General features: G+C 44.6%; 26 protein-coding genes and 1 pseudogene. 19 read left to right on the forward strand and 8 right to left on the reverse strand.

From position 1 onward, the window contains the following. Positions 1-92 precede the first annotated feature (92 nt). Together AC4E8D_RS09505 and AC4E8D_RS09510 are read left to right on the forward strand one after the other, a co-directional pair. On the forward strand, positions 93-1208 hold the full coding sequence (locus AC4E8D_RS09505; protein WP_490206139.1) for a site-specific integrase: 1116 nt from the start codon (positions 93-95) through the stop codon (positions 1206-1208). Positions 1209-1277: 69 nt separating this feature from the next. Beyond that, positions 1278-1475: pseudogene (locus AC4E8D_RS09510) on the forward strand (YunC family protein); the annotation flags it as partial. A gap of 105 nt (positions 1476-1580) precedes the next feature. Here the strand turns inward: AC4E8D_RS09510 and mtnA are convergent. After that, positions 1581-2654, reverse strand: coding sequence for an S-methyl-5-thioribose-1-phosphate isomerase (gene mtnA / locus AC4E8D_RS09515; RefSeq protein ID WP_036609936.1), 1074 nt, complete (start codon positions 2652-2654; stop codon positions 1581-1583). Positions 2655-2678: 24 nt separating this feature from the next. After that, complete coding sequence (mtnK, locus tag AC4E8D_RS09520; protein ID WP_339307657.1) at positions 2679-3896, reverse strand: S-methyl-5-thioribose kinase; 1218 nt, start codon at positions 3894-3896, stop codon at positions 2679-2681. Positions 3897-4192: 296 nt separating this feature from the next. Between mtnK and AC4E8D_RS09525 the strand changes: the two genes are divergently transcribed. The 9 genes from AC4E8D_RS09525 (at position 4193) to AC4E8D_RS09565 (ending at position 12118) form a co-directional block, all read left to right on the forward strand. Continuing rightward, a complete protein-coding gene (locus AC4E8D_RS09525; protein ID WP_221823081.1) occupies positions 4193-4654 on the forward strand; it encodes a Dps family protein in 462 nt (153 codons plus the stop codon). A 125-nt stretch (positions 4655-4779) separates the two neighbouring features. Next, entirely contained in the window at positions 4780-5355 is a 576-nt protein-coding gene (locus AC4E8D_RS09530) for a DUF1802 family protein (RefSeq protein WP_221823083.1), read from the forward strand. Between the two features lie 379 nt (positions 5356-5734). Further along, positions 5735-6517, forward strand: a complete 783-nt coding sequence (sufC, locus tag AC4E8D_RS09535; RefSeq protein ID WP_017689540.1) for a Fe-S cluster assembly ATPase SufC — start codon at positions 5735-5737, stop codon at positions 6515-6517. Positions 6518-6542: 25 nt separating this feature from the next. Beyond that, positions 6543-7847, forward strand: coding sequence for a Fe-S cluster assembly protein SufD (gene sufD, locus AC4E8D_RS09540; protein WP_036609929.1), 1305 nt, complete (start codon positions 6543-6545; stop codon positions 7845-7847). Then, a complete protein-coding gene (locus tag AC4E8D_RS09545; protein WP_017689538.1) occupies positions 7844-9064 on the forward strand; it encodes a cysteine desulfurase in 1221 nt (406 codons plus the stop codon). Before sufD ends, AC4E8D_RS09545 begins: the two co-directional genes overlap by 4 nt. Continuing rightward, positions 9054-9485 (forward strand): Fe-S cluster assembly sulfur transfer protein SufU, encoded by a 432-nt coding sequence (sufU, locus tag AC4E8D_RS09550; protein ID WP_017689537.1) that lies wholly within the window; start codon positions 9054-9056, stop codon positions 9483-9485. The genes AC4E8D_RS09545 and sufU overlap by 11 nt, the downstream gene beginning before the upstream one ends. Before the next feature lie 20 nt (positions 9486-9505). Next, positions 9506-10903, forward strand: coding sequence for a Fe-S cluster assembly protein SufB (sufB, locus tag AC4E8D_RS09555; protein ID WP_076209130.1), 1398 nt, complete (start codon positions 9506-9508; stop codon positions 10901-10903). A 204-nt stretch (positions 10904-11107) separates the two neighbouring features. Continuing rightward, positions 11108-11827 (forward strand): M23 family metallopeptidase, encoded by a 720-nt coding sequence (locus tag AC4E8D_RS09560; RefSeq protein WP_221823087.1) that lies wholly within the window; start codon positions 11108-11110, stop codon positions 11825-11827. Positions 11828-11977: 150 nt separating this feature from the next. Further along, positions 11978-12118 carry a hypothetical protein gene (locus AC4E8D_RS09565; RefSeq protein ID WP_017689533.1) on the forward strand — a complete coding sequence of 47 codons (141 nt, stop codon included), beginning with the start codon at positions 11978-11980 and terminating at the stop codon, positions 12116-12118. Positions 12119-12278: 160 nt separating this feature from the next. Here the strand turns inward: AC4E8D_RS09565 and AC4E8D_RS09570 are convergent, their stop codons facing one another. Both AC4E8D_RS09570 and AC4E8D_RS09575 read right to left on the reverse strand, forming a co-directional pair. Continuing rightward, positions 12279-13328, reverse strand: coding sequence for an HD-GYP domain-containing protein (locus AC4E8D_RS09570; protein ID WP_221823089.1), 1050 nt, complete (start codon positions 13326-13328; stop codon positions 12279-12281). Positions 13329-13451: 123 nt separating this feature from the next. Next, a complete protein-coding gene (locus AC4E8D_RS09575; protein WP_339183608.1) occupies positions 13452-14198 on the reverse strand; it encodes a molybdenum cofactor biosynthesis protein in 747 nt (248 codons plus the stop codon). Positions 14199-14318: 120 nt separating this feature from the next. Here AC4E8D_RS09575 and AC4E8D_RS09580 point away from each other — a divergent pair, with 120 nt between their 5' ends. The 8 genes from AC4E8D_RS09580 (at position 14319) to AC4E8D_RS09615 (ending at position 21567) form a co-directional block, all read left to right on the forward strand. After that, positions 14319-15749 (forward strand): bifunctional metallophosphatase/5'-nucleotidase, encoded by a 1431-nt coding sequence (locus tag AC4E8D_RS09580; RefSeq protein ID WP_339307662.1) that lies wholly within the window; start codon positions 14319-14321, stop codon positions 15747-15749. A gap of 73 nt (positions 15750-15822) precedes the next feature. Next, positions 15823-16944 carry an HD-GYP domain-containing protein gene (locus tag AC4E8D_RS09585; protein ID WP_339307664.1) on the forward strand — a complete coding sequence of 374 codons (1122 nt, stop codon included), beginning with the start codon at positions 15823-15825 and terminating at the stop codon, positions 16942-16944. 220 nt (positions 16945-17164) lie between these two features. After that, a complete protein-coding gene (gene yfkAB, locus AC4E8D_RS09590) occupies positions 17165-18301 on the forward strand; it encodes a radical SAM/CxCxxxxC motif protein YfkAB (RefSeq protein ID WP_221823102.1) in 1137 nt (378 codons plus the stop codon). 46 nt (positions 18302-18347) lie between these two features. After that, positions 18348-19700 (forward strand): hemolysin family protein, encoded by a 1353-nt coding sequence (locus tag AC4E8D_RS09595; protein WP_339183617.1) that lies wholly within the window; start codon positions 18348-18350, stop codon positions 19698-19700. Between the two features lie 267 nt (positions 19701-19967). Continuing rightward, the gene (locus AC4E8D_RS09600; RefSeq protein ID WP_179088483.1) at positions 19968-20207 is read left to right on the forward strand and encodes a spore coat associated protein CotJA; all 240 of its coding nucleotides are present in this window, start codon (positions 19968-19970) and stop codon (positions 20205-20207) included. Next, a complete protein-coding gene (locus AC4E8D_RS09605) occupies positions 20197-20472 on the forward strand; it encodes a spore coat protein CotJB (protein ID WP_076209123.1) in 276 nt (91 codons plus the stop codon). The genes AC4E8D_RS09600 and AC4E8D_RS09605 overlap by 11 nt, the downstream gene beginning before the upstream one ends. A 22-nt stretch (positions 20473-20494) precedes the next feature. Then, complete coding sequence (locus AC4E8D_RS09610; RefSeq protein ID WP_076209122.1) at positions 20495-21064, forward strand: manganese catalase family protein; 570 nt, start codon at positions 20495-20497, stop codon at positions 21062-21064. Positions 21065-21279: 215 nt separating this feature from the next. Next, positions 21280-21567 carry a hypothetical protein gene (locus AC4E8D_RS09615; RefSeq protein ID WP_490206140.1) on the forward strand — a complete coding sequence of 96 codons (288 nt, stop codon included), beginning with the start codon at positions 21280-21282 and terminating at the stop codon, positions 21565-21567. A 141-nt stretch (positions 21568-21708) separates the two neighbouring features. Here the strand turns inward: AC4E8D_RS09615 and AC4E8D_RS09620 are convergent, their stop codons facing one another. The 4 genes from AC4E8D_RS09620 to AC4E8D_RS09635 all read right to left on the reverse strand — a co-directional run bounded on the left by AC4E8D_RS09620 (position 21709) and on the right by AC4E8D_RS09635 (position 25020). Continuing rightward, positions 21709-22770: a hypothetical protein gene (locus AC4E8D_RS09620; RefSeq protein WP_490206141.1), complete on the reverse strand. Its 1062-nt coding sequence runs from the start codon at positions 22768-22770 to the stop codon at positions 21709-21711. 296 nt (positions 22771-23066) lie between these two features. Beyond that, positions 23067-24059, reverse strand: coding sequence for a 3-oxoacyl-[acyl-carrier-protein] synthase III C-terminal domain-containing protein (locus tag AC4E8D_RS09625; RefSeq protein ID WP_490206142.1), 993 nt, complete (start codon positions 24057-24059; stop codon positions 23067-23069). 54 nt (positions 24060-24113) lie between these two features. Beyond that, entirely contained in the window at positions 24114-24464 is a 351-nt protein-coding gene (locus AC4E8D_RS09630) for a hypothetical protein (RefSeq protein WP_221823108.1), read from the reverse strand. A gap of 187 nt (positions 24465-24651) precedes the next feature. Further along, a complete protein-coding gene (locus tag AC4E8D_RS09635; protein WP_221823110.1) occupies positions 24652-25020 on the reverse strand; it encodes a carboxymuconolactone decarboxylase family protein in 369 nt (122 codons plus the stop codon).

The following is a 25020-nucleotide window of genomic DNA, read 5'->3' on the forward strand; positions in this document are numbered from 1 at the left end:
ATGGAGCCAGTAATGTGATAAAGTTAAGTAACAGTCACTTGCTTGGCTCCATTTTCTTATAACGTCACAATAAGAAAATAGGAGGTATCGGAATGGCATCTGTAAAGAAAAACAAAGACACAAAGAAGTGGTATTTCGTATTTGATTACTATGAACCCACAGGGAAAAGAAGGCAAATTAAGCGAGAAGGATTTGATTCAAAGCGTGAAGCTGATCTAATTATGTCAAAATTACAACAAGAAATCGAGAACGGTGAATTTGTGAAGAATGATAGCTCTACATTGGGTAGCTTTGCCCTTTATTGGCTAGAAAATATCCGAAAATTGGAGTGTAGTGAAGTAACATTTTACAATGACTGTCTATATTATAAGAATCATATCAAGGATTCAATTGGAAATGTTAAGTTACAAAAACTTGATATGAAGACTTGTCAGCAATTTGTTACTAATTTAAATTCTAAAGGGTACGCGAGAAACACAATTGAAAGAATAACAACGTTGATTAAACGAGTGCTGGATAAAGCCATTGAGTATGGTTTATGTAAATCAAATCCGATGAGGAAGACTACCTTACCCAAAAAAACAAAGAATGAAGTTAACATTTGGTCAATAGATCAGGTAAATCAATTCCTTGAAGCAAACAAGAACCGAAGATACTTTTGTGTTTATGCATTGGCGCTTTTGACTGGAATGAGACAAGGAGAGATTCTAGGACTCAGATGGAAAGACATTGATTATGAAAACAAGGTTTTATACGTCAATCAAACTTTATCGAACTATGGAAAAACGCTAAAATCTGGGGCTAAAACATATGCAGGAGTTCGTAGAATATCTATTCCAAATCAGTTAGTTGAAGTTCTCAAAACACAGCAAGAAAAGTATGATGCTTTGAAAAGTAAATTGGGGAGAGAGTTTCTTGATCTCGATTTGGTTATATTCAATTTGAAGAATGGCGGTACTGTATTTCCAAGTAATATGATGAAAATCTATCCCAAAGATGTTAAAAGAGCAGATCTTCCACACATAAGATTTCATGATTTGCGACATACACATGCAACCTTACTATTGTCTAAAGATATCAATGTTAAGGTGATTTCCGAAAGATTGGGACATAGTAAGATCTCAGTTACGTTGGATACGTACAGTCATGTGATACCAAGCATGCAGCAAGAAGTAACAAACACTTTAGAAGAAATCGTACTTTTGTGACGCTTTTGTTACGAAGGGCATAATGAGTGCCTGAAGACATTGATATATCAAGGTTTTTTGAGGCTTAATATCATGTGCGGAGCACTCGACGTGGGATTACTTAATGAGAAGCTCGGGGATCGCAAAATTATTGCGGCTCGGGCGGTTGGTGTGCGTACACTGGAGCAATTGTTGCATGCACCTATGGAGTCGGTGACAACAGAAGCCGAGGCCATGGGCATTACGGTTGGCATGACGGGTGTAGAGGCTTTGTTGAAAATGATCTAAGCACTAACAAAAGGGCTCCCCGTATGGGAAGCCCTTCTTTAGCGTTGCATTACAGAGCCGGCATGTCGTAACTAGCAAAGCTATACACGAACCCTTCTCATAAAATTAAGCCTCTTCCTTCGCGAACAAGGCAGCCAGATTTTCTTGGAAAGGTGCGCGAACAACGCCTTTTTCCGTGATAATAGCTGTTACATATTCGTTAGGCGTTACGTCAAATGCTGGATTGTATACTTTAACACCTTGCGGTGCTGTACGTTTGCCAAATCCTTCGGTCACTTCCTCCGCAGCACGTTCCTCAATTGGAATCAGGTCCCCGGATGGAGTGGACAAGTCAATGGTCGACAATGGGCTGGCTACATAGAACGGAATATTGTGAGCCTTAGCAAGCACTGCGACACTGTATGTTCCGATTTTGTTAGCTACGTCACCATTCGCTGCAACACGATCCGTTCCGACGATAACGGCTTGAATCCAACCTTTGGACATGACCATGCCTGCCATATTATCACAAAGCAGTGTAACGTCAATGCCGGCTTGCTGTAACTCAAAAGCAGTCAGGCGTGCGCCCTGAAGTACGGGACGAGTCTCGTCTGCAAATACCTTCAGGTGAATGCCACGTTCCTGCGCGAGATACATTGGAGCAGTTGCCGTACCGTATTTCGCCGTAGCCAGTCCGCCTGCGTTACAGTGAGTGAGTACACCCATCCCATCTTCGAACAAAGGCAGTGCATTCTCGCCGATCATGCGGCATACTTCTTCGTCTTCCTTCTGAATCAACAGAGCTTCTACTTCAAGAGCATCATTGCCCTCATCCAGGCTCAGGCCGGATTCAACGACCTCATTTGCTTTTTGCATCATGCGATCCAGTGCCCAGAAAAGGTTCACCGCTGTTGGTCGGGAAGTAGCCAGATGAGCACATATGGATTTTACGTGATCCAACCAACCTTGAACGGTTGTTCCGTCATATGATTTGGCACCCAATACAACACCAAATGCAGCAGCAATACCAATCGCCGGAGCACCGCGTACTTTCATGGAGTGGATGGATTCCCATACTTCCTCGGGTGTATACAGTTTCAACATGAGGATCGTTTCGGGCAACAGACGCTGGTCAAGCATTTCAAGCTTGTCCTTTTTCCAGATAAGAGAGGACAGAGGCTGATATTCAGGGGTTGTCATAGGGGGTTCCCTCCGTTCCTTATGTTAAGCCTTAGTAGTAGTAACAGCTGTGGATACAATATCCAGTACTTCGCCGATGGTATTCAAGCGACGATTGTTCTTGATTAATGCTTTACCAATGGACAATGCTTTACGCTGAGCATGTTCACGTTCAGTCGCATTTGGAATCGTATCTATATCCGCCACGTGAGCGAGTCCCACGATACGACGAACCATTTTGGCACCTGCAAAGCCGATCGAATCTCTGAACAATTGTTGCACATACAGATCCTGATAGCCTGGTGTTTTTGCCATCGGATCGACGAGGTCATTAACCCAGAGGGCACGGAAACGAGACTCGAATTCAGTCCATACATCACGAACCATATTAAGCAAAAGCGTCTCACGCTCACGCAAAGCAGACTCATCCTGAATCCATCCTGGAAGGGATGCGTAATTCAAGAGCAGGTTCGCGAGGACTGCACCGACATCGAATCCCATGGGGCCGTAATATGCAAATTCGGGATCGATGACCTTGGTTGATTCAGGTGTAACAAAAATACTGCCTGTGTGCAGATCTCCATGAAGCAATGCCTGCCCATGTGTCAGGAATTTTTCCCGCAGCAAGGCCACTTCAAGGTGAAGTTCTCCATCTGTGCGAAGGGCTTCAGCCTCGTCCTCAATGGAAACATCATAATTATTTTTCTCGGCGATCCGGTAGGGTTCATCAAAGATCAGATCCTCCGTTATTTTGCATTGGTCCGGATTAATGAATCTGCCCTGTTGTTCCTTCTTCAATTGCTGATCCATGCCCAAGTCGGATGTGAAGAACAGCGTTCTTGCCATGAATTCCCCAATATGCTGTGCAAAAAGAGGATAGGAAACACCTTCGATCAGGCCTTTACGCATGATCACATGATCACTCAGATCTTCCATAACCGTTAACGCGAGGTCATCATCGTAATGATACACTTCGGGTACCATCCCTGGACATAGACGATACTCTTCCTGAAGAATCTCACGTTCAATGCGGGCACGTACCAGAGAGAGCGGCCATGATTCTCCAACCACTTTCGCATAAGGAAGCGCCTGTTTGATAATGATACTTTTATCGGAGTTCTGATCCGTGATGTGGAATACCAAATTCAGATTGCCATCGCCGATCTCGTGACAATCCAGATTCGCATCTGCCGCAAATGGACCCGGTAATGTTTTGGCCAGTTCAATTGCATCCTGGGGGGTAAACGGGCGATATTGGGACAAAGGTGCCACCTCCATATATATGAAGAAACAGGAAAACCCACTTCTTTGCTTGGTATATGTCAGTATATCGGAAATAACGCGGTTTTTGAACTTTTTTTTGAGACAAGTCAAGTCGATCCTGATTCGAACTTCCGGTTCAAGGGTAAAAACAAATAGGCCGGACGGTTGAGAGAAACGCCGTTAACAAGCCTCTCCACTACATGTGGTGACACATTATTAACTCTCTGTTATGCATTGTGGGACAACCTGCTTATCATGGCATGACAGACTAATTTTAAATAAAGGATGGGATTAATATGGCTACAAAAAACAAAACAGATCAAGCAAAATCGGTGGAACAAGTACTTAATCGTCAGGTAGCTAACCTGAACGTATTGTATGTTAAAATCCATAACTATCACTGGTACGTTAAAGGACCTAACTTCTTCACATTGCATGTGAAATTCGAAGAGTTCTACAACGAAGTTACAGTACAAATGGATGAAATCGCAGAGCGTATCCTTACGCTGAAAGGTAGCCCGGCGGCTACAATGAAAGAGTATTTGGAGCTTTCCTCTATTCAGGAAGCAGCAGGCGGAGAAGACGCAAAAACGATGGTACAAAACCTGATCGAGGACTTCGCTACACTTTCGAATGAATATCAGGAAGGTATCGATGTTGCAGATTCAGCTGAAGATCAACCAACATCCGATATGCTGACAGGCTTCAAGGCTGACCTTGAGAAACACATGTGGATGCTTCGCTCTTTCTTGGGTTAATACAGCCAAGATTTAATCTAATATAAGTATGTTTCTTACGTAAGCTTCCTGATCCCCGATCATGTTGTCAGAAACGCCCAGAGCGTCTATACTGCTGACAAGAACGATAGGGGAGGGAACCGCTTATGTTAGAACCAACGATACCGGCTTTAAAAGAATGGGCTTCTGCAATCAAAGCACTGGAAACGGGTCGCCAAATTATGGTGATGCGCAAAGGTGGAATCATAGAGGAAACCCGACATTTTGAGCTGAAAAGTCCGGCGTTTTACCTGTATCCGACTTATGAACATCAGCGTAAAGAACTGATTAAGTCCTCGGATCAATCCTATGTTGAAGAATCACTGGCCGAATGGGTGCCCGAAGCTTCGACAATCCGTATTACTGCATATGCCGAAGTAACGCAGGATCTGGAGATACGAGATCAGGAGATGCTGGATCGACTTCTTGACTTTCATATGTGGACAGCGGATTTTGCCGAAGACCGTTTGAAATGGAAACGGAAAGATCCGCTCCATGTATTGATTTTACGTGTGTACCTTTTGAAAGAACCGATGGAAATCCCCGTACTGCCTGAATATAACGGTTGTCGTTCATGGATTTCTATTCCGAATGGTCCGGTGCCGCGCGAAATGACGCCGGTGGTGGACGTTGCGGATTTTGACGAACAGGTACAGAAGATTAACGAGATGCTCAAATTGTAAATAGTAACGTTATTTAACGGGAGGACTTGTCCATGATATGGATAAGTCCTTTTTTTAGATTAGTGTACAGCAGATGACATAAAAGCTTGAATTGCTGTGATTTTTCTCACTGTACATTTGTGAGTAAGATGTTTTCTAATTTGATTCAATTTGTCTTTTAATATAGAATCAGAAAGAATAATGTTTCCTGCAAGGGACAAACGTTCTTAGGAAATGACTTGATTATCATTGAGAATCAGTTTAGAATTATTCTAAAGTGTTCTTGCTTTGAAAGATTCAAGTACAGGAGAAATTCAGGGGAAGCCCTGTTCAGATATAATAGGCGCTTTTTCTTTTTCGACAACAACATCAATTTAATCAATGGAGGGAAACAATACACATGGCTACGAATTTCGTCATTGAAGGTCTGAAAGCGACGATCGAAGGTAAGGAAATCCTGAAAGGCATCAACCTGGAAATGAAAGGTGGAGAAATCCACGCAATCATGGGACCAAACGGAACAGGTAAATCCACTCTGGCTTCTGCATTGATGGGCCACCCTAAATATGAAGTAACAGACGGTACAATTACACTTGATGGTGAAGATGTATTGGATATGGCTGTAGATGAGCGTGCACGTGCAGGTCTTTTCCTGGCTATGCAATACCCAAGTGAAATTGCAGGTGTTACAAACTCCGACTTCTTGCGTAGTGCAATTAACGCACGTCGTGGCGAAGGTAACGAGATCTCCCTGATCAAGTTCATTCGTCAAATGGAAGGTAAAATGAAAGAACTCGACATGAATCCTGAGTTCGCTCACCGTTACCTGAATGAAGGTTTCTCCGGTGGTGAGAAAAAACGTAACGAGATTCTGCAAATGATGCTGCTTGATCCGAAAATCGTAGTACTTGATGAAATTGACTCCGGTCTGGACATCGATGCTTTGAAAATCGTGGCTGACGGTGTGAACGCTATGAAGAGCGAAGACCGTGGCTTCCTGATCATCACTCACTACCAACGTCTGTTGAACTACATTACGCCTGACTATGTTCACGTAATGATGCAAGGTCGTATCGTGAAATCCGGCGGACCTGAGTTGGCTCACCGTCTGGAAGCGGAAGGGTATGACTGGGTAAAGGCAGAGCTGGGAATTACAGACGAAACTGTAGGCCAAGAAGCGTAAAGACAAAACGGAGGAGGATTAATTAATGACTACACAAACAATTCTTCCGGTTGAATCTGAAGCGCTTCGCGCCTTGTCGGAAAGCAACAATGAACCCGGCTGGTTGACCGAACAGCGGCTTGAAGCTTTAAAGCTTGCGAGCGGGCTTGCGCTTCCTAAACTGGAAAAACAAAAAATCGAACGCTGGAATGTCAGCGAGTACGGAACATATAAAACAAGTGAAGCCATTTCTTCTTTGACAGAAGTACCTGCTTCTATCAAAGATCTGGTTCAGGATCAAGCTGAGGGCAGTCTGGTTATCCAGCGCAATTCCGGTACGGTATACTCCAAGGTGTCTGCTGATCTGGCAGCAAAAGGAGTTATCTTCACGGATCTGGCTACAGCGGTTCGCGAACATGGCGATCTGGTAAAACAATATCTGAACACAGCAGTGAAAGCGGATGAGCATTCCCTCGCTGCATTACATGCGGCACTTTGGAATGGCGGGGTCTTCCTGTATGTTCCGAAAAATGTCGAAATCGAAGTACCACTGCAAGCAGTGTTGCTTACGGACGACGCATCTGCAACGTTTGCCCCTCACGTGCTTGTAGTTGCAGAAGCAAACAGTTCAGTAACTTATGTTGATAACTATGTATCTGGCGAATTGTCCGCACCTGTTTTCCATAATGGTGTTGTGGAAGTATTCGCAAAATCCGGTGCTAAAGTACGTTTCGCATCGGTTCATCAACTGAGTGTGAATGTAACTGATGTTTCATTCCGTCGTGCAGTGTTGGAGAATGATGCTTCCATCGAGTGGATTGTAGGTGAAATGAACAATGGCGACACAGCGAGCAACACGATGACCGTGCTGAAAGGCAATGGATCAAGTTCTGATTCCAAAGTCATCGCTGTAGGTTCCGGTTCACAGAAAATCAACTACACCACAGAAGCTCGTCACTTCGGCAAGAATACACCAAGCCAGATGATTACACGTGCAGTTATGCGTGAAGAAGCTTCTGCAATCATCAACGGCATCACGAAGATTGAGAAAGGCGCTACCAAAGCTGATGGACAGCAGACAGAGAAAGTATTGATGCTGAGCCCTAAAGCACGTGGAGACGCCAACCCAATCCTTCTTATTGACGAGGATGATGTAACGGCAGGTCACGCTGCTTCTGTTGGTCAAGTCAATGCCGAGCAGATTCATTACTTGATGTCGCGCGGAATTAACCGTACGGATGCCGAACGCCTGATCATCTATGGCTTCCTGGCTCCGGTGGTGGCGGATATTCCTCTGGAAGCACTGCGCACCCAATTGCAGTCCCTGATTGAGAAGAAGCTGGGACAATGAACCCGTCCATTCGCGAGCAGTTCCCGATCCTCCACCAGGAAATTAACGGACACCCGCTCGTATATTTAGATAGTGCTGCAACTTCACAGAAGCCTCATGCTGTGATTGAAGCAGTCAAACATTATTATGAGTATGAGAACTCCAACGTACACCGAGGTGTTCATACCCTTGGAAGCCGTGCAACGGACGCTTACGAAGGCGCACGTGAGAAGGTAGCCAAGTTTATCAATGCCCGCCGTACACAGGAGATTATCTTTACTCGCGGGACAACGACAGCCCTCAATCTGGTGGCTTCATCGTACGCCCGCGCCAATTGCAAAGAAGGCGATGAAATTGTTATCACGCAAATGGAGCACCATAGTAATCTGATTCCTTGGCAGCAAGTTGCCAAGGAGACAGGTGCAACATTGAAATACATTCCGCTTCAGCCTGACGGTCATATTGAATTGGCTGATGTTGAGAAGACGATTACGAACAATACTAAAATTGTAGCAATCGCTTATGTATCCAATGTTATGGGTCTGATCCATCCAGTGAAACAAATTGCTGAAATTGCACACCGCAATGGTGCTGTCATCGTTGTTGATGGCGCACAAAGCACACCTCACATGAAGGTGGACGTTCAGGATCTGGACTGTGATTTCTATGCATTATCCGGTCATAAAATGTGCGGACCAACCGGAATCGGTGCACTCTACGGCAAAAAGGCGCTGCTGGAGTCCATGGAACCCATTGAGTTCGGTGGTGAAATGATTGATGATGTGGGTCTGTACGAATCCAACTGGAAAGAGCTTCCCTGGAAGTTCGAAGGTGGAACCCCGATTATCGCAGGTGCGGTAGGGTTGGGAGCTGCCATTGATTTTCTGGAGCAGATTGGTATGGATGAGATCGCACATCATGAAAGTGTGCTGGCAGCTTATGCAACAGAACGACTGGCTGAGATCGATGGGTTAACCATCTATGGCCCAGCCAAGCGGCATGTGGGTGTCGTTACCTTTAATCTGGGGGATGTTCATCCACATGATGTGGCAACTGTGCTGGATGCGAGTGGCGTAGCCATTCGTGCCGGACATCATTGCTGTCAACCGCTAATGCGCTGGCTTGAAGTTAGCTCAACAGCTCGTGCCAGCTTCTATCTATACAATAACGAACAAGATGTAGATCGGCTTGTCAGCGCCTTAATCCAGACAAAGGAGTATTTTGGCGATGCAACTTGATGATCTGTACAGACGTGTTATAATGGACCACTACAAAAACCCGCGTAACCGCGGAACATTTGATAATGACGCTGTCACGGTGAATTTGAACAATCCAACGTGCGGCGACCGGATTTCACTGCAAATTTTGCTGAAAGACGGAATCGTTCAGGAAGCCAAATATACGGGTGAAGGCTGCTCCATCAGCATGTCCTCTGCATCGATGATGACAGAGGCTGTCAAAGGCAAAACGATGGAGCAGGCACTCGATATCGCTAACCGTTTTTCCTCACTGATGAAAGGTGAAGAAGTCGATTTCGACGATTATGAAGATCTCGAAGCCCTATCCGGTGTGAACAAGTTCCCTGCACGCATCAAATGTGCCACTCTGGCCTGGAATGCATTACGCAAAGGGATTGACGAAGAGAATAAAGTACAATAACGATAGGGAGGTAGAGCAAGATGGCTAAAAAAGCACCAGAAATGGAAGAGTACAAATATGGTTTTCGCGACGAGCACAAATCCATCTTTCAAACCGGTAAAGGTCTGACTGCAGAAGTGGTTACCGAGATTTCCAAGATTAAGAATGAACCGGATTGGATGTTGGAATTCCGTTTGAAATCCTTGAAACAATTCGAAAAGATGCCAATGCCAAAATGGGGCGGAGATCTCGACGGATTGGATTTCAATGAAATTCAATATTATGTGCGTGCTTCTGAAAAACAAGGTAAAACATGGGAGGAAGTTCCTTCCGAAATCAAGGAAACCTTTGATAAATTGGGTATCCCTGAAGCAGAGCAAAAGTTCCTTGCAGGTGTATCGGCTCAGTATGAGTCCGAGGTTGTATACCACAACATGCAAAAGGAATTGGAAGACCAAGGTGTAATCTTCATGGATACGGACACGGCTCTCAGAGAGCATCCGGAAATCCTGCGTGAATATTTTGCAACAGTTATTCCGCCAGCAGATAACAAATTTGCTGCATTGAATAGTGCGGTATGGTCCGGAGGAAGCTTCATCTACGTGCCTAAGGGCGTTAAATGTGAAGTGCCTCTGCAAGCCTACTTCCGGATCAACTCCGAGAATATGGGACAATTCGAGCGTACACTCATCATTGCCGACGAAGATAGCTTCGTTCACTATGTAGAGGGCTGTACAGCTCCAATCTACAGCACGAACTCACTGCATAGTGCGGTCGTTGAGATCATCTGTAAGAAAAATGCCCGTGTTCGTTACACAACGATCCAAAACTGGGCACCAAACATCTACAACCTCGTTACGAAACGTGCGGTTGCAGAAGAAAATGCAACGATGGAATGGGTCGATGGTAACATCGGTTCCAAACTGACGATGAAATATCCAGCGGTTGTATTGAAAGGCCGTGGAGCTAAAGGTTCCGTACTCTCCATCGCTGTAGCTGGTAAAAACCAGCATCAGGATGCAGGTGCGAAAATGATCCACTTGGCTCCAGATACAACATCTACGATTGTATCCAAGTCCATCAGTAAACATGGTGGTAAAGTAACGTACCGTGGTTTGGCTTCCTTTGGACGTCAAGCTGAGGGCGCGAAATCTAACATCAAGTGTGATACACTCATTCTCGATAATGAGTCCACATCGGATACAATTCCTTACAATGAAATCATGAATGATAACATCATGCTGGAGCATGAAGCTACAGTATCCAAAGTGTCTGAGGATCAGCTCTTCTACCTGATGAGCCGCGGTCTGACTGATGCGGAAGCAACACAGATGATTATCATGGGCTTCATTGAGCCATTCACGAAGGAATTGCCAATGGAATACGCCGTTGAGATGAATAGATTGATCAAATTCGAAATGGAAGGCTCCATTGGCTAATCCAATGCAGCGCCTTTCGAAGCCGTAAAGCTAAACCTAGCTGCTGATGTTAAGCAGTAGATATAGTTTCAAGTGATCGAATACCCTCTAGAGCAGACTTTTAAAAAGTCTCTCTAGGGGGTATTTTTGTGGAATAAAATAAGACCAATAGCACAAGCCATTTCATAGATTTAAGCATTTAATGATAGAAAAGGATGTGAGTGTATGAGCGTAAACCCTTTCGAGGGCTATCGGATTACAAGTTCATTCGGCTATCGAATTCATCCTATTCATGGTGGACAGACATTTCACCGCGGAATCGATCTCGTGACAGAGCCCTGGAATGGCCCCGTCTATGCCTTTATGGAAGGTAGGGTACGTTTTGCTTCCGAAGGAGTTACAGGCTCCGGATTCGGCGGTTACGGGCTTACAGTTGCCCTTCAGGATCATCGTGGCTACTTGCATTGTTATGCGCACCTTTCACGTATTGCTGTAAGCGTTGGACAGCAGGTGAAGCGAGGCCAGCTTGTCGGTAATCAGGGGAGCACAGGTCAGAGTACTGGTCCGCATGTACATTATGAGATTCGTAAAACAAGTGCACCATCTTATGGGTATACAGCCAGCGAAGAGGGTGTGACGGAACCGGGTGCGTATCTACAGGCCGAATACGGAACTGCATCTCAGGAACAGGAGGCTCCGCCGATGACCACTGAGCAGAAGAAAATGTTTGAAGCCATGCAGAAAACGCTGGAGATTCAAGGGGGATGGATTCAGCAACAGGAGCAACTTTCCAATATGGATTGTCCCGCATGGGCGCAGCAAGCATTTGATTATTATCGACCGTTTATTATGAACGACAAAGGCAGTTATGAATTTTGGAGATTACTTGTTATCATGTACCGCAAGGAAAAAGGCATCCAGGTTCATTCGGATTCCGACACATAGATTCCTGCAAAGAACAGGGAGTAACAGAAGGCTGATCCACTCAGGTAGATGCAGACAGACAACCATTTATCGAATGTTGCCTGTTCGCCCGGTTCATTCCACCGGAAACGTCATATGTTAGGGTATACCTGATGAAGAGGAGGCAATCACATGAGCGAAGTAGGATATGGCTGTGGTGGCAACGTAGGCGGAGTAGGCGGCGTTGGCGGATACAATATGTTCACAAACACTGGTGCAATCTTGGTACTGTTCATTCTGTTGGTTATCATCACAAAAGCATTCTGCGTGTAATCCAACATGATTGAATCGGAATAGACAAAAGGGAAGCCGATTACGGCTTCCCTTTTGTCATATGCCAACCTATGAGTTGGTTATTCAAGCTACTTCCTGTTTGTTGCTTCGTATCCATCCTGTGTGCTGAGTACAATGAACAGATAGGCTTGTTACACCACTACTGTACATAAATTTCAACGATAGCAATATCTCTTTCTTTCGCTAAATCGATAAAGGCTGTAGAGGTCTGAACGAGTGGTCGGAAATAATCCGCAGGATTATTCATGACAATGAGTCCCGTCTGACCCGTGGTGAGCAGAACCCTTTTACCGATAAAATTAGGTAGCATATGCTTGATCAGTTCCTGCGTTGCTTCACCGTTTAACTGACCGAAGCTGAGACTGTACAGTTCACACAGAACAGAGATCAGTTCCTGTTTGGTCTGGTACACCCGATTTGTCGTCATGGCGCTGTAAACGTCTGCTACAGCAGTTATACGGGCATATGGGTGGATTTCGTCCCCTCGAAGTCCATGAGGATAACCACTTCCATCCTCGCGCTCATGATGCTGAAGTGCAACCATTGCCAGAATTTCATCCTGCGTGGATTCTTTAATGATATCGTACCCATAGAATGTGTGTTTCTTCATTTCGTCAAATTCTTCCGTGGTCAATTTACCAGGTTTATGTAAAATCTCAGAAGGAATCTTGGACTTGCCGATATCATGAAGATATCCTGCTTTGGCTACCGTTAGACATTCCTCGGGGTTGTAACCCATCCAGCCGGCGATATAAAAAGCGAGCATTCCGACTTGCAATGAATGGTTGTACGTATAATCGCTTTCCCCGTCCAGCATAAGCAACAAGGAGACAACATCTTTTTGTTTTTCCAACTGTTCTGTTAGGGTAAACAAAATCTCATCGACCTGTGTCTCATCAATAAAACCCTTCTCCATCGCTTGTTGAAATAGAGATTCAGTACCTTTGATCGTATCGTTAAACAAGTTAGTTAACAGACGGGTCTGATCGGAAGGTAAGGTTTGTGCATCAGAGTGTAGGTCGGATGGTGTGTGTTCTACATCTGCGTACTCGATTCCATGTTGCAACAGTTTGGATAGGTCATCTTCACTGAGGGTGGAACCTTTCATCAGCATGTGGAGACCCGAACTGTTGTATACATCATTTTTTAACAGGTCACCCGGTTTAAGATCAGTAACATGCACTCTCACGTATAAACCACCTTTTCTCGACTAATATCGACACATATAATTATAATAACAAGAAAAAAATGGGTTGACAACGACTTATTTACTATTAACCCACTCAATCTAAAAGGTGTAAAGGCTCATTATTTAGTTCTCCATGGGGTTCCATGGTCCTAATTGATGTCCCTTCCATTCAGATCCATCTTCCCAAATTTCCTTTTTCCAGATCGGAACGGTCTGTTTGAGTCTCTCTATGGCGTAACGGCTTGCATCATAACAGTCGTTGCGATGAGGCGAGGAAACGGCAATGACTACACTAATCTCTGCCACATCCACTTTGCCAATTCGGTGACTGATTGCACATAACACACCAGGCCAGCGATCGGAGATTTCCACACCAATGGCAGCCATCTGAGAAAGAGCCATCGGCACATAGGCTTCGTATTCAAGATGAACGGTGCGCTGTTCACCAGTCATTTCACGAGTCGTGCCTACAAAAGTAAGAGCTGCCCCGTGATTCGGGGTAATCACTAGCGCCGTTGTTGCTTCCACGGACAAGGTGGACTCTGTGATCAGAAATAAGCCATCTTCAGTCCGATGTTCTGGAACGGTAGAGCGAAGCTTTTCATCGGATATATCCGTACCATCACCTCCAGAGACGGGAGGGATTAACGCAAGTTCATCTTCTGAGCTAAGTATAGTATCGGCAGGAGCGTACTGCTGGTTAACTGCCAAAAAAGATGTCCTTATCTGAGAAGCTGCCTCTGGATAGGCCAGACTCAGTTTTTCTTTTAAATCGGCAGCGGTTGGAAGGTCTCCAATGTACTCAAACTCCAGAAGGGATGTATTTAAACGTTCTGCAATGCCTGCAAATAGTTGAATTGTCAATTTCATGGATATGACTCACCTCTTTTTGATCTCTAAACCCTTTAAATATATCATAACGACGCGGAAAATGTTATGCTTATCCATTAGAAGAATGAACGTTTATTGAAGAGCAGGGGAGGCGGTGTGATGAGCACCAGGGAGAAGCAAACGTTAACGATTCTGCACACCAATGACATCCATAGCCACTTCGGCTCCATGAGCACCATCGCCGCTATGATTAATGAAGAACGTGACCAAGGTGGCAACTTTCTAGTACTGGATATTGGCGATCATATGGACCGGATGGCCGTTGACACAGAAGGAACACTGGGTACGGCTAATGTTGATGTTATTAACCTGACGGGCTACGATGCCATTACAATCGGTAACAACGAAGGTCTAACCTTTACGCCAGATCAGCTCTCGCAGTCCTACGCTGGACTTCTGTGTCCTGTGGTATGCGGCAATGTTGTGGAGCAAGATACTGGACTTGCACCAGTGTGGATGAAACCTTCTCTGATTGTGGAGAAAGGTCCATTTCGCGTTGGTCTGCTGGGGGCAACGGCCCCTTTTACCACGTTTTACGAACTGCTCGGGTGGGATGTTCTGGACCCTGTGGAATCATTAAAAGTTCAAGTGGAAGCATTACGTAATGAAGTGGATGTGGTGGTTATTCTTTCACATCTGGGACTTTCGACAGATCGGAGACTGGCGGAGCAGATTACTGGAATTGATGTTATTCTCGGTGGGCATACCCATCATGTTCTCGAAGAGCCTTTAGTCATTTGTCAGACCGTGTTGGGCGGGGCTGGAAAATTTGGCCAATGGCTTGGGAAAGTGGTTCTGGAACGAACAAATGTGGGAGAACCTCTCCAACTGGTAAGTAGCGGTTGTATGGCTGCCAAGAGTATGTTACTGGATGATCAGGTTGCGCTGGCAATCGCTGCGAATCGTACGGAAGCCGAAAGAACACTCAATCAGACGGCAGTGATAACGGATCGGGTGCTGCCTATCACGTATGATCGGGAATCCCCGTTTGCAACATTGCTTGCACAAGCTGTCCGTCATTTCACGGGGGCACAGCTGTCTCTGGTGAATGCAGGTCAGCTTCTCGGAGAGCTTCCACAAGGAAATATTACAAAAGGAATGTTGCATTCCCTATGTCCATCTCCTATAAATGCTTGTACAATATGCTTGAGTGGAAGTCATATTCGTGAAGCACTTGAGCAGTCCTTGTTGGACGAGTTTTCAGGTAAGCCCATTGTGGGATTTGGTTTTCGTGGTCATATTCTAGGCACGTTATGTATGGACGGAATGGAAGTTCAATACAATCCAGATGCGCCAGCGTATGAGAAAATCCAGGCCATATCCATCAATGGGGAGCCTATGGAAGAACAATGTGAGTATATCGTTGGAACACTGGACATGTTTACGTTCAATGTGGGGTATCCTCCTCTTGCTCATGGAACCCGTACGCTCTATCATCTTCCGGAATTCATACGCGATTTGCTGGAAACGGAAATAAAACGACCAGGGGCTCTGGACGACAGCCTGCGAGCCCGCTGGCATCAAAGCTAAATTTAAAGTACTTGCCTTCTGCTGAAGCGGCGGCTAGTGGTAATTACATCTACGGAGCGGGAGAGGATAGGCTGTGCGTTTAGTACATATAAACTTATTGCAGCCTGGCATGAAGCTGGGGAAACGTATTTATAGTGAAGAAGGCCTTGTATTACTTAGTGAGGATGTAGAGCTAACCAGTCGATTGATTGGACGCCTTAAGGATCTCGGAGTCGGTTATGTGTATATTAAAGATGCTGTGACAGAGGACATCATCGTTCCTGAAATGTTGCAGGAAGAGACCCGAAGGAAAGCACTGGTCGAGATCAAACAGCAATTTCAGAGTATGTCAGGACTGAAAACCAAAAATCGGATTCCTCATTTCGGTAAAGCGCTTAGTGGTGTGATGAATGCGATTCTGGAAGACATCGGCAGTCAGAAGGAAGCCATGATTATGCTGATGGACATGAACTCCAGCGATTTTGACCTATATAACCATTCTCTGAATGTATGTGTGTACACGCTGGTTCTTGGTGTCGCTTCGGGTTACACACGCCAGCAATTAATGGAGATTGGTCTGGGCGCTTTGTTGCATGATATCGGCAAAACACAGATTGCACCAGAAATTTTGCATAAACCCTCCAGATTGAGTGACGAGGAATTCAAAATCATTCAGCAGCACACTACATATGGACACCGTATTCTCAAAGATGAACCAGGTATACCGCTTCTATCCGCGCATTGTGCATTGCAGCACCATGAACGAATTGATGGCAGTGGATATCCCTTTGGTTTGAAAGACAATGAAATTCATGAATATGCCAAATGGATTGCGCTTGCTGATTCGTATGATGCCATGACAACGAATCGGGTGTACAAGCAAGCCTTGCTGCCGCATCAGGCAGTAGAGGTGTTGTATACAGGTTCAGGAACCCTCTATGAACAACGGATGCTGGAGAAGTTCAGGGATTGTGTCGCGATATACCCGGTAGGTATTTCAGTCAAGCTCAGTACAGGAGAGGTCGGGGTAGTTGCATCAATTCATTCACGTGTTCCTCAACGTCCACTTATCCGTGTTCTAAAAGATGCGGACGGCCAGACTTTATCTTCGCCTTATGAAATTAACCTGTCTACAGCACTGTCTGTGATGATCACAGGTGTAGAGGGTGTGGAAGATACACCTTCAGTGGCTCAAAGTGAACAGGTGGAAAGTTGAACTACTTGAAAGTTGATTAGCGCTCATGTCGTAATATCCGGGCCGTTTCGCAATGCGGTCCAGAGTTGCCTGAGCGTTTTTTGTCATGTAATGGACAGGGTCTACGTATGCCGGAGCATTCAAAATTGTGCTATGATAAAAGATAACTCCAAAAAGAGAAACACAAGGTATGATGTAAATAAAACTTTTTAGGTTAATAAAAGGAATAAGGTGAAGAACAATGACCATGCTAAACTCAGGATCGGTACAACCGATGCCTTTATCGCCAACGAATGATCCGTGGGATCCGATCGGCTCTCTGCGTACATATGGACGCCATGTGCTGACCAGTGTAGAAATGACCGTGACACATCTGTGCAATATGAGGTGTGAGCATTGTGCCGTGGGAGATATGCTTACGATGCGTGAGGCGCCGGCTCTTCCGCTTCCTCTGATGCTGAAACGATTGGATGAAGTGGAGCATCTGCAGACGATTAGTCTGACGGGTGGCGAGCCAAGCTTTAGCCAGAAAACAGTGGATGAGATGATTATCCCGCTGCTCAAATATGCCAAGGAACGTGGAATTCGTTCCCAGATCAATTCGAATTTAACGCTGGATATCAGCCGGTATGAGCAACTTTTACCTTATCTGGACGTTATGCATATCTCATTCAACTATCTGAATGCTGACGATTTCCATCAAGTTGGATTTGCGAATAGTGGCAGACCTGTGAAACGTGAAGTAGCGGTGAAGATGTATGAGAAAATGATTGAAAATTCACGCAAACTGAGTGAAGCAGGCATGTTTATCTCTGCAGAATCGATGATTAACTTCCGTACGCACGACAAGCTGGATGGTATTCACCAATTGATTCGAGAGATGGGCTGTGTCCGTCATGAAGTGCATCCGATGTATAATTCGAACTTTGCTTCGTCACTGCCCGTGTTATCACTGGATCATATGAGAGCAGCGATTCATCGTTTGCTTGATGTGCGTGACAAAGATATTTGGATGTTATTCGGGACCCTGCCATTCTTCGCGTGCAGTGCAGCAGAGCAGGATCGGGAACTGATCAACCGTTTATACAGCGAACCCAATGTGACGGTACGTAACGATCCGGACGGACGCAACCGTGTTAACGTCAACATGTTCACGGGTAATGTGTATGTGACGGATTTTGCGGATATCCCGGCGTTTGGCAACATTCGTGATCGTAAACTGGATGATGTGTTTCATGAATGGTCAGCTGAACATCCGTTGAATCAAACGGTCAATTGCCATTGCGATATTGCATCCTGTTGCGGACCAAACCTGCTAGTGGCAGATATGTATTACAAGGGTGTGGATTTCAAATCGAGAAAGGCAATCACACGTTGATATTCCAGGTGTATTCCTGAAATAGATAGAAAAGGGGAGTTTCAACTTGGATATTCATACTGAATTTCATCTTGGACAGCTGGTATTTAATCTGGTCTGTGTCTTTTTGCTCGTATTTTTGAATGGCGTATTTGTTGCAGCGGAATTTTCCCTTGTGAAAGTAAGGCAGACACGCTTAACTCAATTGCAGAGTGAAGGAAACCGTTTGGCTGGTTATGCACTGAAGGTGAATAGTAAACTGGATTCCTATCTATCGGCAACTCAGTTCGGGATTACATTAACATCACTTGGACTCGGGTGGCTGGGAGAACCAGCCATCTCTGAATTGCTCGTTGAGCCTCTCATGTTTAAGCTCGGTGTAGGAGATACAGGGCTTATTTCGACCGTGTCGGTCATTATCGGTTTCTGTATCATTACGTTTCTGCATATTGTGCTGGGTGAGCTTGCACCTAAATCGTTGGCAATTCAAAAAACAGACGGAGTGGCATTGTTCTTATCTGCACCCTTGCTGTTGTTCTACAAAATCTTCTTCCCGTTCATCTGGGTACTGAATGTATCGGCCAATGCATTGCTGCGTTTGGCAGGTATCGAACCTGCCAGTGAAGGAGAAGCTCACTCGGAAGATGAACTTCGAATTCTGATGAAGCAGAGTGCCAAAAGTGGTGTCATCGATAAAGATGAGATCAAACTGATGGACAACATCTTTGATTTCTCCGATATGCTGGCACGTGAAGTGATGCTGCCACGTACAGACATGGATTGTCTGTACACGCATATGTCTTTGGAAGAGAACCTGGAGATCATTAATGCAACCAAACATTCCCGGTATCCCGTAGCAGTAGAAGACAAGGATGAGATCATCGGATTCATACACATCACCGATCTGTTGCTGGCTAAACCGGAGCAACAACATGATCTGGCTTCACTTGTTCGTCCAATCTTAAACGTTCCTGAATCCATGGAAATCAGCCATGTGCTGCGTCTCATGCAGAAGAAACATTCACAGATGACGCTAGTTGTGGATGAATATGGCGGCACAGCTGGATTGCTGACTGCGGAAGAAATTCTGGAAGAGATCGTTGGAGATTTGTATGACGAATTTGAGGATGAGCGTCCGCATATGGAACGCAGTGGTGATTCGTTTTCCATTGATGGTCGTTCGCTTATTGAAGAAGTTCATAAGTGGACCGGAGCCATCATTGAGGATGAAGAAGTGGATACCATTGGCGGATGGCTGTTTAAAGAGCTTGGAGGTAGTCCAGCCAAGGGCAAAACTCGGGAGCTGAATGGATACGTCTTTGAAGTGGAGGAGTCCACTCGTTTGCGAATTACCCGGGTTCGCGTGTACAAGCAATCTGTTCCTCAAGACATGAATTCGGAAGAAAAACCAGTAGAATAGATTTTGTAGTAATCTGATGATGAGTGAGATGAGCAAGTGTGAACATATTACTCATTTTACGAAATACAGACCTTTGGAAGTGCCGTAAGAGGTGCTTCCAAAGGTCTTTTTTGATTGAGAGTGAAGTTGGCATGAGAAATTCCTTTATGAAGTTTGGATAAATGGGGATTAACCTGTAGAACTGAAACATATACATGTAGAGACGGGAAGCAATGGTTTGAATGGTATGGGGAATGCACGTAAACATCGTTGAAGGAGGCGTTTCGAGTGAAGGATCCACAGCTTCGAGCCTATGCTCCTTTTGTGGGGCCGTTTGATCCTTGCAAACCGATGGAAATCCGCACGTATCTTGTTCCACCGCAGTTGTTTATACCTTTCCAGCCCATGGGTTGGCCGCAATACAGTCCGGCAGAAGCGTTGAGACTGGGAACATTATGGCCTGCATTATATAGCCCTTACACATCCAAGAAATCAAAGGAGAGGAAGGTGGAGGCAGATGGAACCTGAAGCACCGAAAGCCTGTGATGCAAAATACTACGAGTTGCTGGAAGAACTTCAGGCGCTGGACTTCGTGTTAGTGGAACTGAATCTATACCTGGATACCCATCCAGGTGATTTTCAAAGCATTGAGCAGTACAACAAGTTCAGCCAGGAGCGAATGCGGGTAGCTCATGAGTTTCAACAGCTGTATGGACCGCTGATGAATTTTGGTCATGCCTTCTCAAAATATCCGTGGGAGTGGTCCCAGACACCATGGCCTTGGCAGGTATAAACGTTAAAGGAGGAGTCTTGCAATGTGGGTATACGAGAAAAAGCTACAATATCCTGTTCGAGTGAGTAAATGTGACCCTCATATGGCCAAATTACTGATGGAGCAGTATGGTGGAGCAGACGGGGAATTGGCAGCTGCCCTGCGGTATCTGAACCAGCGTTATACGATTCCAGACAAAATTATCGGCCTGTTAAACGACATTGGAACAGAAGAATTTGCTCATTTAGAGATGATTGCCACGATGATCTATAAGCTCACCAAAGATGCTACAGTGGAGCAGCTGGAGCAAGCTGGCTTGGATGCTCACTACGTTAATCACGATAAGGCCCTCTTTTACAGTAATGCAGCAGGTGTACCGTTTACCGCTACGTATATTCAAGCCAAGGGTGATCCAATTGCGGATCTGTACGAGGACATTGCAGCAGAAGAGAAAGCCCGGGCTACATATCAATGGTTGATCGACCTGACCGATGACGTGGATCTGCAGGATAGTCTGAAGTTTCTAAGGGAACGCGAGATTGTGCATTCCTTGCGTTTTCGGGAGGCTGTAGAGATCCTGAAAGACGATCGGGAGACAAAGAAGATTTTCTGAACATCTGGTATAAAAGCAGAAGTCTGGCAGTCCGATAGGGCTGCTTTTTTGTATGAAAAGATAATAAAATTAAATAAATAATTTTTAAGATTAAATTACATATAATTATATAATTTACAAATATTGTTGTTAAATAAACTCGTATGTTATACAATGAAATCGTAGTTAAAAAATCTATTTAGGAGATGAACATTTTGAGACTTAGTAAAGTTCTTATGTTGACTGCATGTTCCTTTATTCTGACCACTTCCATTTCAAGTGGAGACGTGTCTGCGGCAACTATTCAACCGAATACCAGTACAAGTGTATCAGACGTAGTAACTCCTATGCTTGAAAGTAAACCTTTTACTGTAGTTCATTATTACCCTGTAGGTTTTGGAGTACCAAAATATCTTACGGACTATAAAACGCCAGACGGTTATGTAGGCACCTTGGTGTTGGTTAGTTATCATACGGTGGATGGAATTGTTGCTGCTAGATACGATGGGATCGTTTACAAATAATCGGAAATTTTAGCTTAAACCTAGTATTTAAGTTCTTATAACAACGATTTTATAAAATTTTAAAAGTAGCAGTTCTCAAGATTGAATAATCTTGGAACTGCTACTTTTCACTTTAGAGCCTCTTTTTCAGATTAATAGATACTAAAGTTGAATGCTGACGGTTTCTTCACCAGGGCTTATATAATTAACACTTACTTTATTGGAAGGCACAGAGTGATATCCTCCGGTTTGTCCACTGCCCCAACTGCTATATATAAGATTACTTCCCGAATAGTATCCTACAGTGATATCATGCCAGCGAACATTTTTAATGGTTGAACCTGTGTTCATGTTCTCGGGTTTTTGACCAATGGTGGTCATTCTTTTAACTCTCATCCCTATACCGCTTTTATCCCAGCCGCTTACCCCGCTTCTTACAATTGTCGTTGTTAATTGTTCACCAGTCGTTGTGATTCCTGATACAGCCAAAGTACATTCATTTGGATTCGTCACATAAAATTTCATATAAATATCCTGACCTGATCGATAGCGCGTATTGCTAGGTACCATGGCTCCGTTGGCCAACGTCGTAGGTGACCAGTTATCAAACGCTGTGCTGTATTGCAAACCTGCATCTATCCCATTTCCGTTAGATCCCCAGCCTCCCAGATATACATAAGGAACATCCGTCGAAACATTCCCTTTTACGTATGGGGCACCTGGAATGGTTACATAAGTACTTAACCAGTTATATCCATTATTTGAGAAAACTCTTCGATAAGGACCGGAACCTCCGCTTGGATTAGGCACTTCGGCAGTGGGCGAAATTTGTGTGTCATCTTTAACGGCAGATGCTGAAAAATCATTCGTGGATATTCCAGGACCGACAAGTTCTTTTCCGGATGCGCTTTGATAGATATTGTTCTCAACCAGATCATATACTTCTGTCGTCTCTTTGAGTTCCGTCTTGTTAGAGTAAATGGCACCGTCTTCTGTGACATAGATGACATTTCCTCGATCTTCTTCGTCAAGCCGGGCCATCACGTCAGCAATTACTTCTCGCTCATTTCCTGTGATTGATGAATCGATGTTGACTTCGATCCTTTTTTTAAGTTCATTGTTCATGGTGATCGTGTCCATATTACCATCTGCGAATACAAGATTTAATGGAGTTAATAACAAAGCTAAGGATAATAAAGAAGTTAGCGATTTTCTTATCTTCAATCTAAAAACTCCCTCTCTCAAATGGAATGTGTGTTGAATAATTACCAATGCAATTTCTAACTCCGTTTAATGCAGTAGCAACTCATGATAATAGATAACATTTGAACATAAACATCTCCTTTTATGAGTTTTAATTACTTCTAAATCATAGTTTTTGTGTAATAATATGTAAGTGACTATTTTCACAATGAAAGGTAATAAATCTTCAATGAACGTTATAGGTAGAAAATGAAGAAACAAAAAACCATCTCCAGTAGTGGTACCAGAGATGGTTTTATAGAATTTGAAGTGTTTACCTAATATTCAATTACCATGGCTACATTTTGCCACCCGGCTCCAACGGTCCAGAACAGAACTTTGTCACCACGCTGAATCTGACCGGTTGTAACCGCTCGATGTAATGCGATGAATGGACTGCTGGTAGAGGTGTATCCGAACTCATCTCCGATATAGACGGCAATATCATCACCAATGCCGACGTTCTCGGATACAGCCCGAATGTTACTGATGGATAGCTGGGAGAAGCAGGCGGCTCTGATCTCGTCTGGTCTAATCTCATTACGTATCAGCAAGGTACGAATGGACTCTGAAGCAGCATCCACACAGATGGAATCATCAAATGGGATGAATTTCACATGAAAGGCACCCGCATCTACACCCGTTTTGCCCAGCTTTGCCAAGCCTTGTGCAGGAAAAAGAGAATTACCATACACGCAGGTATCCGTCTGATAGATGGAATCAATGAAACCGACAGCATGTTCATCCCGCTCTACAATAACCGCCGCTGCTGCATCGCCGAAATTGGCGAAGTATACGGGATCATCGGGACTGGCGTGAGGAGCCACGTAATCGGAGCCGATGATTAATGCCCTGCGAATTCGGGGATTGCCCAGCATCTGCCGGCTAACCTGTTCGAAAGCAGCGGTCATGCCTGCACAGTTCGCATTACTGTCAATGCAGATCGTGTGAGAAGCGCCGTTAATCATGCGATGAATCATCAGGGAATTCGTAGGAAAGATGTATTCTGGCGTTTGGCTTGCATAAGCAATCAGATCAATATCTGCACCGGTGAGTCCGGTTTTCTCCAGTAGGTTACTGGTTGCCTCAAAGGCCATGCTTAGTGAATTTTCGTCATCGTTGTCAATTTTATAACGTGTATCACGACCAAGTGCCTGTAACAATCCACGAATATCTACACCTCTTGCGTCAAAATGTTCAATATAAAAATCATTGTGCACCTTGGTTGCTGGATGATAGATATCGATATCTACAATACGAATTCCGGCCATCTTCATTCTCCTCTTGAGCGGAAGGGTGAATTCACAGCTTGTCCGCCTGGTTTATTAAGTGGTAACGGTAGATATGATTTCGAGATTGTCCAGACCGACTGACCGGCCGAGCCGGGACAATTGCATTTTTAGAATCGCGTTGTTCTCGAGGGTCAACACGACTTTTTTATATTCATCTTTTTTGAATAATTGAAGGCAGCCTTCCAGAAGAGGAACAATCTCCGGAGCAGTAACATTCAACTTTTTGCAATCGATGTTCAGGTTATACTCCTTGGTGTTAATAGGAGCGATTGTATCCTGATAGGCCGAGATGGAACGCAAACCGTCTTCTTGAGAGAAAGAACCCTCCAGTTCAATGTTTAACACCTTGTTTGGAACGTCAGTCTTCAGAATGAAATTTCCCATGCTTGATCTCTCTCCTTTAAATGAGTTAAGGCTATCCTGCTAATGGATACACAGCCCCATAGGGCCTCTGCTGAAAGCTTCTAAGATGAGAGCTGGTTCGAAGGATAATTTAACCATATTATAAAGGTAGGAATGTAAAAAGATCAATAAAAAAGTCGAATCATGTATAAAAATGTAGAAAAGTGAATTACTGTATTTCTTCCAAGGTGGCAAGCAAAATATTAAATGCACTTATAATGCGTGGAGCACCCACACAGGGTGCCAGATGTAGCAATATTCCCTTGAGCTGATCCACCGTCATTCCCACGCTCAGAGCCATTGTGTAATGCACCCCTAATTGTTCATACTGGCCTTGGGTAATCAACGAAGAGATGATAGCAACTTCCTTCCATTGATCCGTAATCGTGGTGCGCTGAAAAATATCCCCGTATGCCGTTCCCATAATAAATTCCGACAATTCGGGAAAATGTTCTTTGATGGGGGCTAGGGCTCTTGCACCGTACTCACCAGATAGTTTTGCGAAACGGTCTAGTCCCTGAGCTACATGTTCACTCAT

This window comes from Paenibacillus sp. SRL342, from assembly GCF_984798905.1.